Origin of the sequence: Bordetella avium (assembly GCF_034424645.1) — a bacterium.
GTDB lineage: Bacteria > Pseudomonadota > Gammaproteobacteria > Burkholderiales > Burkholderiaceae_B > Bordetella > Bordetella avium.
In genome coordinates this window covers 2,619,152-2,631,534 of record NZ_CP139969.1, presented here as the reverse complement: position 1 = coordinate 2,631,534, position 12,383 = coordinate 2,619,152, and the positions used below count along the sequence as shown (strand labels likewise).

Below are 12,383 nucleotides of genomic sequence, written 5' to 3'. Positions count from 1 at the left end.
AGCGCCCGCATAAATCCGGATTCAAACTATGCTGCTTTCCGCACAGGCCTACCAGAAGATCGACCGCGAACTCGCGAAGTTCCCGGCCGACCAGAGGCAGTCGGCCATCATGGCTTCGCTTGCCATCGCGCAAGAAGAGAAGGGCTGGTTGTCTGCTGAAATCATCGAAGACGTGGCCAAGTACATTGGCGTCGCGCCTATCGCGGTTCAGGAAGTCGCCACGTTCTACAACATGTTCGACGTCAAACCCGTTGGCGTTCACAAGATCGCTGTCTGCACCAATTTGCCCTGTGCCTTGCGCGACGGCGAAAAGGCGGGCGAGTATCTCAAGCGCAAGCTGGGCGTGGGCTACCGCGAGACCACCGCCGACGGCAAATTCACCCTGATCGAGGGCGAGTGCATGGGCGCTTGCGGCGATGCCCCGGTGCTCATCGTCAATAACAAGCATATGTGTGTGCGCATGTCGGAGCAGAAGCTCGATGCCCTGGTTGACGGCCTGAAGTCGCAAGGAGAGCCGGCATGAACACGCTGGAATTGTTCAAGCAGATGGGTACTGGCTTGACCGCCAACCCCGGCGCCGATCTGTCCACTTCCATGATCTTCCACGGCCGTCATATCGGTCCGCAAATTTTGGAAGGCCTGGATGGCGACAACTGGCGCCTGGCCGAATACGTCAAGCGCGGCGGCTACGAAGCCCTGCGCAAAATCCTGACCACCGGCATGAAGCCGGAAGACGTCATCGCCGAGGTGAAAGCCTCGGGTCTGCGCGGCCGTGGCGGCGCGGGCTTTCCGACCGGCCTGAAGTGGAGCTTCATGCCGCGCGCCTTTCCGGGCCAGAAGTATCTGGTCTGTAATTCGGATGAGGGCGAGCCGGGTACGTTCAAAGATCGCGACATTCTGCGCTTTAATCCGCACATCGTGATCGAAGGCATGGCCATCGCCGCCTATGCGATGGGCATCAGCGTCGGCTATAACTACATCCACGGCGAAATCTTCGAAGTCTACGAGCGCTTCGAAGAGGCGCTCGAAGAGGCGCGCGCCGCCGGCTTCCTGGGCGATAAGCTGCTGGGTTCGGACTTTAACTTCCAGTTGCACGCTTTCCACGGCTACGGCGCCTATATCTGCGGCGAAGAAACGGCCTTGCTGGAATCGCTGGAAGGCAAGAAGGGGCAGCCGCGCTTTAAGCCGCCGTTCCCGGCCAGCTTCGGTCTGTACGGCAAGCCCACCACCATCAATAACACCGAGACCTTCGCGGCGGTGCCCTGGATCATCCGCAATGGCGGCCAGGCCTATCTCGAGGTAGGCAAGCCCAATAACGGCGGCACCAAGATCTTTTCGATCACGGGCGATGTCGAGCGTCCGGGCAACTACGAAATTCCGATGGGCACGCCGTTCTCCAAGCTGTTGGAGCTCGCGGGCGGCATGCGCGGCGGCAAGAAGCTCAAGGCGGTGATCCCCGGCGGGTCGAGCGCCCCGGTGTTGCCTGCCGACATCATCATGGAATGCACGATGGACTATGACTCCATCGCCAAGGCGGGCTCCATGCTGGGTTCGGGCGCGGTCATCGTCATGGACGAGACCCGCTGCATGGTCAAATCCCTGCTGCGTCTGTCGTACTTCTATTTTGAAGAAAGCTGCGGTCAATGCACGCCTTGCCGCGAAGGCACGGGCTGGCTGTACCGCATGGTCCACCGCATCGAGACCGGCCAAGGCCGGGCCGAGGATCTGGACATGCTGGACACCGTGGCCGGCAACATCATGGGCCGCACCATTTGCGCGCTGGGTGACGCCGCAGCCATGCCGGTACGCAGCTTCATCAAGCATTTTCGCGACGAATTCGCGCACCACATCGAGCACAAGTCTTGTGTGGTCCCGCAATATCTGTAGGTCTCAGGAACAGCAATGGTTGAACTAACCGTCGACGGCAATAAAGTCGAAGTGCCCGAAGGTAGCATGGTGATGCATGCGGCCCAGAAGATCGGGCTGTACGTGCCGCATTTCTGCTACCACAAGAAACTGTCCATCGCGGCCAACTGCCGGATGTGCCTGGTTGAAGTGGAAAAGGCGCCTAAGGCGCTGCCGGCCTGCGCCACCCCCGTGACCAATGGCATGGTGGTGCATACCTGCTCCGAGAAGGCCCGTGCCGCCCAGAAGTCGGTCATGGAATTCCTCCTCATCAATCACCCCCTCGACTGCCCGATCTGCGATCAGGGCGGCGAATGCCAGCTCCAGGATCTGGCGGTGGGCTACGGCGGTTCGTCCTCGCGTTATCACGAGGAAAAGCGCGTGGTTTTCCACAAAGACCTGGGCCCGCTGGTGTCGGCCGAGGAAATGTCGCGTTGCATTCACTGTACCCGTTGCGTGCGCTTCGGCCAGGAGATCGGCGGCATGATGGAGCTGGGTATGCTCAATCGTGGCGAGCATTCCGAAATCACTTCCTTCGTGGGTCGTTCGATCGAGTCCGAGCTGTCGGGCAATATGATCGACATCTGCCCGGTTGGCGCGCTGACCTCCAAGCCTTTCCGCTACAGCGCCCGCACCTGGGAGCTGGCTCGCCGCCGCTCCGTCAGCCCGCATGACAGCGTCGGCGCCAACCTGGTTGTCCAGGTCAAGGGCGACCGTGTTCTGCGCGTGGTTCCCTTCGAGAATGAAGACGTCAACGAGTGCTGGATCAGCGATCGTGACCGTTTCTCCTACGAGGGTCTGAACAGCGAAGACCGTTTGGCGGCGCCGATGATCAAGGGCGCTGACGGCAAGTGGCAAGAGGCCTCCTGGGCTGATGCCTTGCAGGCTGTTGCTCAGGGCCTGTCGCGAGTGCGCGAAGGCTTTGGCGCCGGTCAGATCGGCGCGCTCGCCACCGACTATGCCACCACGGAAGAGTTCTCGCTGCTGGCTCGCCTGACGCGCGCTCTGGGCTCCGAAAACATCGACTTCCGCCTGCGCCAGACCGACGCCAGCTTCGACGCCGCGCTGTCGGGCGCGCCGTGGCTGGGCATGCCGGTGGCCGAGCTGGATAATCTGGACCGCGTCCTGGTGATCGGTTCCTTCCTGCGCAAAGATCATCCCCTGATGGCTCAGCGTCTGCGCCAGGCCGTCAAGCGTGGCACGCAGGTGCTGCTACTTGATAGCTCGGCCGATGATCCGCTGCTGCCCGTGGCTGCCCGCCTGACGCTGGCTCCCTCGGAGCTGGCTCGCGGTCTGGCCGAAGTGGTCGTGGCGCTGGCCCAGATCAAGCAGGCCGCCGTGCCGGCCGAGTTCGCCTCGGTCACGCCGGGCGAAGATGCCAAGCGCATCGCCGCCAGCCTGGCTTCGGGTGGCAATACGGCCGTGCTGATGGGCAATCTGGCGGTGGCCGCGCCCAATGCTTCCACGCTGGCTGCCAATGGCCGCGCGGTGGCAGACCTGGCGGGAGCCAAGTTCGGTTTCCTGACTGCAGGCGGCAACACGGTGGGCGGTTATTTGGCCGGCGCCGTGCCGGGCCGTGGCGGCAAGACCGCCGCCCAGATGCTGGCCGAACCCCTGAAGGCTTATATCGTGCTGCACGCCGAGCCCTTGCTGGATGCCGATAACGGTCCGCAGGCACTGGCCGCCTTGAAGGGCGCGCAGTTCGCCGTCGCGCTGACGTCCTATCGGTCTTCCGCCGAAGCCTGGGCCGATGTGATGTTGCCGGTTGCGCCATTTACGGAAACCTCGGGCACCTATGTCAACGCCGCGGGCGTGGCGCAGAGCTTCAAGGGTACGGTCACGCCTTACGGCCAGACCCGCCCGGGCTGGAAGGTGTTGCGTGTGCTGGGCAATGTGCTGCATCTGGCCGGTTTCGACGATGAAACCTCGGAATCCGTGCGTGATGCCGCGCTGGCCGGCGGTGTTGAAGGCCGCCTGTCCAATGCGATCTCGGCAGCCATCGGTCTGGGTCAGCCCGCCGGTGCGCTGGAGCGCGTGGCCGATGTGCCGATCTACCGTAGCGATGCCATCGTGCGCCGTTCCGAGCCGCTGCAAGAACATCTCGCTTCTCGCGCGCCCAAGGCTCGCATGAACGGCCGTACTTTGGCCGCCTTGGGTCTGACCGCAGGCGTCAAGGTGCGTGTCGCCTCGGCGCAAGGCGCGGTCGAACTCGAAACCGCGCAAGATGATGCGGTGGCCGACAATGCCGTGCGGGTTTCCGCCGCGTTCGCTCAAACTGCCGCTCTGGGCGGTGCCTTTGGTCAAATCAGCGTGGAGCGTGCCTGATGGAATGGCTTAATGTTCTTGAAAGCCAGGGTCAGGCATTGCTCGGTCCCACGGCTTGGCTAGTGGTCTGGACGATCATCAAGATTGTGATCATCGCGGTGCCCATCATTCTGTGCGTGGCGTATCTCACGTACTGGGAACGCAAGATGATCGGCTGGATGCACGTCCGCCTGGGTCCCAATCGCGTGGGCTTCAAGGGGCTGTTGCAGCCTTTTGCCGACGTGTTCAAGCTGCTGACCAAGGAAGTGGTGGTCCCGTCGCAGGCCAACAAGATCCTGTTCATCGTCGCGCCTGTCGTGACCTTGATGCCGGCGCTGGCGGCCTGGGCCGTCGTGCCCTTTGGTCCGGAAGCCGTGCTGGCCAACGTCAATGCCGGTCTGCTCTACGTGATGGCGATCACCTCGATTGGCGTCTACGGTGTCATCGTGGCCGGTTGGGCCTCGAACTCCAAGTACGCTTTCCTGGGTGCGCTGCGCGCCTCGGCACAGATGGTGTCGTATGAGCTGGCCATCAGCTTTGTGCTGGTGACGGTGCTGCTGGTGTCCGGCAGCCTGAACATGAACGAAATCGTTCTTGGCCAGGGCCGCGGCTGGTTTGCCGAGCGTGGCCTGACCTTCCTGTCATGGAACTGGTTGCCGCTCCTGCCTCTGTTCGTGATCTATGTGATCTCGGCCGTGGCGGAAACCAACCGTCACCCCTTTGACGTGGTGGAAGGCGAGTCGGAAATCGTGGCCGGCCACATGGTCGAATACTCGGGCATGGCTTTTGCCCTGTTCTTCCTGGGCGAATACGCCAACATGATTTTGCTGTCAGCGATGGCGTCGATCATGTTCCTCGGTGGCTGGATGTCGCCCATCGACATTGCGCCGTTGAACTGGATTCCCGGCTGGATCTGGCTTGGCATCAAGACTTTCTTCGTCGTGTCGCTGTTCATCTGGTTCCGCGCATCATTCCCGCGTTACCGCTATGACCAGATCATGCGTTTGGGCTGGAAAATCTTCATCCCGCTGACCGGCGTGTGGCTGGTCGTCGTGGCGATCTGGATGCAGACGCCCTGGAATATTTGGCGTTAAGGCGCCGGATCGAGGCTGGATATGGAAGCGATCAAGGATTTTTTCGGCAGCCTGCTGCTGACCGAGTTGTTCAAGGGCATGCGCCTGACGGGCAAGTACTTTTTCAAGCGCAAGATGACCTTGCGCTACCCCACGGAGAAAACGCCGGCTTCGCCGCGTTTCCGTGGCCTGCACGCATTGCGCCGCTACCCCAACGGGGAAGAGCGCTGTATCGCCTGCAAACTCTGTGAAGCGGTCTGCCCTGCGCTGGCCATCACGATCGAGTCGGATCAGCGCGAGGACGGCACCCGCCGCACCACGCGTTATGACATCGATCTGACCAAGTGCATTTTCTGCGGCTTCTGTGAAGAAAGCTGCCCGGTGGACTCCATCGTGGAAACGCATATTCACGAGTACCACGGCGAAAAGCGCGGCGATCTGTATTTCACCAAAGACATGCTGCTCGCCGTTGGCGACCGCTACGAAGCCGATATCGCCCAACGCCGGGCCGAAGACGCTCCTTACCGTTGATCGCCAGGGTCTGATCCATGACTTTTACTTCTGTCCTGTTCTACTTACTGGCCTTCGTTCTGGTGGTGGCGGCGTTTCGCGTCATCACCGCGCGTAGCCCCGTGACGGCTGTTCTGCACCTCATCCTGGCATTCGCCAACGCGGCCATGCTGTGGATGTTGTTGGGCGCCGAGTTCCTGGCGCTATTGCTGGTGCTGGTCTATGTGGGCGCCGTGATGGTGCTCTTCCTGTTTGTCGTGATGATGCTCGATATCCGCATCGACCATCTGCGCCACGGCCTGAAGACCTACCTGCCGCTGGGCCTGATCATCGGTGGCATCATGGTGGTCGAAATGGGCTTCGTGCTGTTCACGACCTGGGGCGACGCCGGTCCGCAAGTCGTGATGGCTGGCGACTACAACAACGCTCGCGCACTGGGCGAAGCCATGTACACGCAATACGTATTCGGCGTCGAAGTCGGCGCCGCGCTGCTGCTGGTCGGCATGGTTGCCGCGATTGCACTGACGCTGCGCCGTCGCCGCGATGCCAAGTACAACGATCCGGCCGCCGCCGTCCGCGTCCGCGCCAAGGATCGCTTCCGCATGGTCAAGATGCAGGCCCAGAGCGAGCGCGCCCAGGGCACTGCCGCCGAGCAAGGAGAAAAACAATGACCATTACCCTGGCCCATTACCTGATTCTCGGGGCGATCCTATTCGCCATCGGCATCTTTGGCATTTTCCTCAATCGCCGCAATCTGATCATTCTGCTGATGTCCATCGAGCTGATGCTCTTGGCCGTCAACATGAACTTCGTGGCGTTCTCCAGCTGGTTCGGCGACACCGCCGGCCAGGTGTTCGTGTTCTTCATCCTGACCGTGGCCGCCGCCGAGGCCGCCATCGGTCTGGCGATCCTGGTGCTGCTGTTCCGCAACCTGAACACGATCAACGTTGACGATCTCGATCGCCTGAAGGGCTGACGGGGTATTGGAAGAAAATGTCTAGCTCACCCAATCTCTATTTGCTTATCGCGCTGGCCCCACTGGCTGGCGCGATCGTGGCCGGCCTGTTTGGCACCGGGTTCCTGGGGCGTCCGGTTGGCCGCCGCGCTGCCCACTGCATCACGATTCTGTTCGTGGCGTTCTCCGCCATCGGATCTCTGTTCGTGCTGCGTGACGTGCTCGACGGTCACACCTTTGACGGCGCGGTCTACACCTGGACCCTGATCGGCAACACCAAGCTGGAAATCGGCTTTTTGATCGACTCGCTTTCGGCCATGATGATGGTCGTGGTGACCTCGGTTTCGCTGATGGTGCACATCTACACCATTGGCTACATGTCCGATGATCCGGGCTATCAACGCTTTTTCTCCTACATCTCGCTGTTCACCTTCTCCATGCTGATGCTGGTGATGTCGAACAACATGGTGCAGCTCTTCTTCGGCTGGGAAGCCGTGGGCCTGGTCTCCTATCTGCTGATCGGTTTCTGGTACACCCGCCCGACGGCGATTTTCGCCAATATGAAGGCCTTCCTGATCAATCGCGTCGGTGACTTCGGCTTTGTGCTGGGCATCGGCCTGTTGTTCGCCTATGCCGGCACCATGCACTACGGCGAGGTGTTCGCCCAGGCCGATAAACTGGCCGGCATGCAATTGCCGGGCAGCGACTGGGCCTTGCTGACCGTGGCGTGTATTTGCCTGTTCATCGGCGCAATGGGTAAGTCGGCGCAGGTTCCGCTGCACGCTTGGCTGCCCGACTCGATGGAAGGCCCGACCCCGATCTCGGCCCTGATTCACGCCGCCACCATGGTGACGGCAGGGATCTTCATGGTTGCGCGCTTCTCGCCGCTGTTCGAACTGTCGGATGTCGCACTGTCCTTCATCATCGTGATCGGCTCCATCGGTGCGCTGTTCCTGGGCGTGCTGGGCATCATTCAGCACGACATCAAGCGCGTCATTGCCTATTCGACGCTGTCCCAACTGGGTTATATGACGGTTGCGCTGGGCGCTTCGGCCTATTCGGTCGCTGTGTTCCACCTGATGACGCACGCCTTCTTCAAAGCGCTGCTCTTCCTGGGTGCGGGTTCGGTCATCATCGGCATGCACCACAACCAGGACATCCGTCATATGGGCGGCCTGCGCAAATACATGCCCATCACCTGGATCACCTTCCTGCTGGGTACGCTGGCGCTGGTCGGCACGCCGTTCTTTTCGGGCTTCTACTCGAAAGAGAACATCATCGAAGCCGCCGCAGCCGCCAATGTCTGGGGCGCGGGCTTCGCCTACTACGCCACCCTGATTGGTGTATTCATCACCTCGCTCTACTCGTTCCGCCTGTACTTCCTGGTCTTCCATGGCAATGAGCGTTATCCGACGCACGATGAGCATGACGTCAGCGATGAGCCGGATGGTCATCATGGCCACGGCCACGGCGGAAAGCCGCATGAATCGCCCTGGGTTGTCACGCTGCCGCTGGTGCTGCTGGCCATTCCCTCGGTGCTGGTCGGCGCCTGGGCTGCCGAGCCCATGCTGTTCGGCAAGTTCTTCGATGGCGTGATCAAGGTTCTGCCTCAGCATCCCGCCATGCATGAGCTGCAAGCAGAATGGCACGGCTGGGTCGCCTTCGGCCTGCATGCGGTTCAGACGCTGCCGTTCTGGCTGGTGGTCGCTGGCGCTGTCACGGCCTGGTATTGCTATCTGATCAATCCCGCCGTTCCGGCCAAGGTCGCTCACAGCCTGTCCGGCCTGCATACTCTTCTGGCCAACAAGTACTACGTGGACTGGATCAACGAGAAGATCATCGCTCGCGGTGTGCGTTGCCTGGGCCAGGGCCTTTGGCAAACCGGTGACCGCCGCCTGATCGACGGCCTGCTGGTCAATGGCAGTGCCCGCGTCGTGGGTTGGGTGGCCGCGGTCAGCCGCCACTTCCAGTCGGGTTACATCTATCACTACGCGTTCGCGATGATCATCGGCATCATGGCGCTGGTGACTTTCTTTGTGCTGATTCCCCAATGATGGCAAGCGAAATGGCATCCAACAATTTCCCCTGGCTCACGCTTGCGATCTTTGTCCCGATCGTATTCGGTCTGCTGGTGCTGGCGCTCGGCCGGGACGACCGTCCCTGCCTGACGCGGGGGCTGTCGCTGATCGGCGCGGTCGCTGGCTTCCTGGTCACCATTCCTCTCTATACCGGTTTCGACAAAACCACCGCCGCGATGCAGTTTGTCGAGAAGGCCTCGTGGATCGAGTCCTTCAACGTCAACTATCACCTCGGCGTCGACGGCATTTCCGTCTGGTTTGTGCTGCTGACGGCTTTCATCACCATCATCGTGGTGGCGGCGGGCTGGGAAGTCATCACCAACCGCGTGCCGCAGTACATGGCCGCCTTCCTGATTCTCTCGGGGCTGATGGTCGGCGTGTTCAGCGCGCTCGATGGCCTGCTGTTTTATGTGTTCTTTGAAGCGACCCTGATCCCGATGTACATCATCGTGGGCGTGTGGGGCGGACCGAACCGCGTTTACGCAGCGTTCAAGTTCTTCCTCTACACGCTGATGGGTTCGCTCTTGACCCTGGTTGCGTTTGTCTATCTCTGGAATGTGTCGGGCGGTTCGTTCGACATCCTGACCTGGCAGCAAACCAAGCTGGGCTACACGCCGCAGATCCTGATCTTCATCGCGCTGCTGGCGGCCTTTGCGGTCAAGGTGCCGATGTGGCCGGTGCATACCTGGCTGCCCGATGCCCACGTCGAAGCGCCCACGGGCGGTTCGGTGGTGCTGGCCGCCATCATGCTCAAGCTGGGCGCCTACGGGTTTCTGCGCTTCTCGCTGCCGATCGCACCCGATGCCTCGCACAGCCTGTCGGGCCTGATGATCGCGCTGTCGCTCATCGCGGTGATCTATATCGGTCTGGTGGCGATCGTTCAAGAAGACATGAAGAAGCTGGTGGCCTACTCCTCGGTCGCCCACATGGGTTTCGTTACCCTGGGTTTCTTTATCTTCAACACGGCCGGCGTCGAAGGCGCCATCGTGCAGATGATCTCCCACGGTTTCGTGTCTGGCGCCATGTTCCTGTGTATTGGCGTGCTTTATGACCGCATGCACAGCCGCCGCATCGCCGATTATGGTGGCGTGGTCAACGTGATGCCGCGTTTCGCGACCTTCTTCGTGCTCTTCTCGATGGCCAACAGCGGTCTGCCGGCCACCAGCGGTTTCGTGGGCGAATTCATGGTCATCATGGGCGCCGTCGAACACAACTTCTGGGTCGGTCTGCTTGCCGCGACCGCGCTGATTCTGGGGGCTTCGTATTCGCTCTGGATGGTCAAGCGCGTGGTCTTTGGTGACATCACCAACCCGCACGTTAGTGAAATGTCCGATCTGAACCGCCGTGAGTTCTGGATTCTCGGTGTCATGGCGATCGCCGTGTTGTACATGGGGATCTATCCCAAGCCCTTTACCGACGTGATGCACGTCTCGGTTGAGGCCCTGCTGCAACACGTTGCCGTCTCGAAACTGTAAGACAAGACAATGATGCAATCCCACATCGATTTCGCTTTGGCCACACCAGAGATCCTATTGCTGGTGCTGGCGCTGGCCGTGCTGCTCATCGACGCGGTAAGCAGCCATCCGGATCGCAAGACCACCTATGTGCTGTCGCTGGCCACTCTGGCCATTCTGACCGTGGTGTCGCTGTTCCAATGGAGCAACGGCGTGTCCGGCAAGACCTTCAACGGCATGTATGTGACGGACTCGTTCTCGCATCTGCTGAAGATCACGTCGTATATCGCCGTGGCGGTCACGCTTATCTATGGCCGTGTCTACGCCCAATCGCGTGACATGCTGCGCGGCGGCGAGCTCTACGTTCTGACCCTGCTGGCGCTGTTGGGCCAGATGGTCATGATCTCGGCGGGCAGCCTGGTGTCGGTCTACCTCGGCCTAGAGCTGATGTCGCTGGCGCTCTACGCCCTGATCGCCCTGCGCCGTGATGATGTCGTGGCCACCGAAGCCGCCATGAAGTACTTCGTGCTCGGCGCGCTGGCTTCCGGCTTCCTGCTCTACGGCATGTCCATGGTGTACGGTTCCACCGGCCATCTGGATCTGGCTGAAATCTCCCGCGTGATCGGGTCCGGTCAGGCCAAGGAACTGCCTCTGGTTTTCGGCATCGTCTTCCTGGTCGCCGGTCTGGCCTTCAAGCTGGGCGCCGTGCCCTTCCATATGTGGGTGCCTGACGTTTATCAGGGCTCGCCCACGGCCGTGACGCTGATTCTGGGCGGCGCGCCCAAGCTGGCGGCCTTCGCCATGACGCTGCGTCTGCTGGTCGATGGCCTGCACGGTCTGGCTGCGGACTGGCAGTCCATGCTGATGATTCTGGCGGTGCTGTCGCTGGCCATCGGTAATCTGACCGCCATCGTCCAGACCAACTTCAAGCGCATGTTGGCCTACTCGACCATTTCGCACATGGGCTTTGTGCTCCTGGGCTTGGCCTCGGGTGTGGTCGTCGGCAAGGCGGAAGCCGCGTCCGCCGCCTATGGCGCGTCCTTGTTCTACATGATCACCTATGTGCTGACCACGCTGGCCAGCTTTGGCATCGTGCTGTTGCTCTCGCGCCAGGGTTTTGAGTGCGAACAGATTGACGATCTCAAGGGTCTGAACCGCCGCAGCCCCTGGCATGCCTTGATTGTCCTGCTGCTGATGTTCTCGCTGGCCGGCATCCCGCCGCTGGTGGGTTTCTACGCCAAGCTGGCCATTCTCCAGGCGGTCATCGAGTCGGGTCATGTGGCGCTGGCCGTGGTCGCGGTGTTGTTCTCGCTGATCGGTGCGTTCTACTATCTGCGAGTCGTCAAAGTGGTTTACTTTGACGAGCCGGTCGCCGAGGACGCGCCGCTGTCCGCCACCTGCGTGCAGCGTGGCCTGCTGTCGGTCAATGGCGCGCTGATTCTCATCCTGGGCATTTTGCCTGGCGGCTTGATGGCGCTGTGCGTGCAGGTCATCAAGACCTCGTTCGCTGGCTTATGAGTCAGTCTCTCGCCGTCTGGTTGTTGATCGCGCTGGCTGTTGTCAGCGCGAATCTGCCCTTCCTGACGGACAGGGTGTTCGCGGTGTTCGCGCTCAAGGGCGGCAAGACCGTTGCTATCCGTTTTCTGGAACTACTGGTCTATTACTTGATTGTCGGACTGGCTGGCCGCGCCTTCGAGTCCGCGTTGGGCAATCCCTTTGCACAGACCTGGGAGTTTTACGCCATCACCCTAAGCCTCTATCTGGTGTTGGCCTATCCCGGCTTTGTCTACCGCTATCTGTTTTTGCGCAAACGCTCACGCCCGGCTTGAGGGCAAAATCATGTAAACCCCCGAACGCCGTCCTGGCTTTCGGGGGTTTTTACATATTGGCGCAGAGGCGGCTGCCATCTGCTTGAGGGCAGCATGAGTACGCCTGTCTGATTGAATTCGAGCAGAGCATGTTCTTGTCTACAAAAGTCTCACTATGCGTACTCGGTAGCCAAGTCGGCTGCTGTTAATGGAGGCAAGTCATGCAAACCAATCAGCTAGACATGGAGATCCTGGGCCTCGAATTTCTAGAGGTTGATATGAAGCGCTTGCTTGAA

Annotated in this window: 11 protein-coding genes; all 11 read left to right on the top strand. The window is 60.8% G+C overall.

Annotated features, from left to right (window positions below):
- The first annotated feature begins 28 nt into the window (after window positions 1-28).
- The 11 genes from nuoE to U0029_RS12120 are packed head-to-tail and all read left to right on the top strand — an operon-like array spanning window position 29 to window position 12,108.
- A complete protein-coding gene (gene nuoE, locus U0029_RS12170; RefSeq protein WP_012416730.1) occupies window positions 29-523 on the top strand; it encodes an NADH-quinone oxidoreductase subunit NuoE in 495 nt (164 codons plus the stop codon).
- Window positions 520-1,887, top strand: a complete 1,368-nt coding sequence (nuoF, locus tag U0029_RS12165; RefSeq protein WP_012416731.1) for an NADH-quinone oxidoreductase subunit NuoF — start codon at window positions 520-522, stop codon at window positions 1,885-1,887. Before nuoE ends, nuoF begins: the two co-directional genes overlap by 4 nt.
- Before the next feature lie 15 nt (window positions 1,888-1,902).
- On the top strand, window positions 1,903-4,230 hold the full coding sequence (nuoG, locus tag U0029_RS12160) for an NADH-quinone oxidoreductase subunit NuoG (protein WP_012416732.1): 2,328 nt from the start codon (window positions 1,903-1,905) through the stop codon (window positions 4,228-4,230).
- Window positions 4,230-5,303, top strand: coding sequence for an NADH-quinone oxidoreductase subunit NuoH (nuoH, locus tag U0029_RS12155; RefSeq protein ID WP_012416733.1), 1,074 nt, complete (start codon window positions 4,230-4,232; stop codon window positions 5,301-5,303). Before nuoG ends, nuoH begins: the two co-directional genes overlap by 1 nt.
- A 21-nt stretch (window positions 5,304-5,324) precedes the next feature.
- Window positions 5,325-5,813 carry an NADH-quinone oxidoreductase subunit NuoI gene (nuoI, locus tag U0029_RS12150; protein ID WP_012416734.1) on the top strand — a complete coding sequence of 163 codons (489 nt, stop codon included), beginning with the start codon at window positions 5,325-5,327 and terminating at the stop codon, window positions 5,811-5,813.
- Between the two features lie 17 nt (window positions 5,814-5,830).
- Entirely contained in the window at window positions 5,831-6,463 is a 633-nt protein-coding gene (locus U0029_RS12145) for an NADH-quinone oxidoreductase subunit J (RefSeq protein ID WP_012416735.1), read from the top strand.
- On the top strand, window positions 6,460-6,768 hold the full coding sequence (gene nuoK, locus U0029_RS12140; RefSeq protein ID WP_012416736.1) for an NADH-quinone oxidoreductase subunit NuoK: 309 nt from the start codon (window positions 6,460-6,462) through the stop codon (window positions 6,766-6,768). Before U0029_RS12145 ends, nuoK begins: the two co-directional genes overlap by 4 nt.
- A gap of 17 nt (window positions 6,769-6,785) precedes the next feature.
- Window positions 6,786-8,801: an NADH-quinone oxidoreductase subunit L gene (gene nuoL, locus U0029_RS12135; protein WP_114851804.1), complete on the top strand. Its 2,016-nt coding sequence runs from the start codon at window positions 6,786-6,788 to the stop codon at window positions 8,799-8,801.
- Window positions 8,798-10,300, top strand: a complete 1,503-nt coding sequence (locus U0029_RS12130; protein WP_012416738.1) for an NADH-quinone oxidoreductase subunit M — start codon at window positions 8,798-8,800, stop codon at window positions 10,298-10,300. Before nuoL ends, U0029_RS12130 begins: the two co-directional genes overlap by 4 nt.
- Before the next feature lie 9 nt (window positions 10,301-10,309).
- Entirely contained in the window at window positions 10,310-11,797 is a 1,488-nt protein-coding gene (gene nuoN, locus U0029_RS12125; RefSeq protein WP_012416739.1) for an NADH-quinone oxidoreductase subunit NuoN, read from the top strand.
- Window positions 11,794-12,108, top strand: coding sequence for a DUF2818 family protein (locus U0029_RS12120; RefSeq protein WP_012416740.1), 315 nt, complete (start codon window positions 11,794-11,796; stop codon window positions 12,106-12,108). The genes nuoN and U0029_RS12120 overlap by 4 nt, the downstream gene beginning before the upstream one ends.
- Window positions 12,109-12,383: the final 275 nt, after the last annotated feature.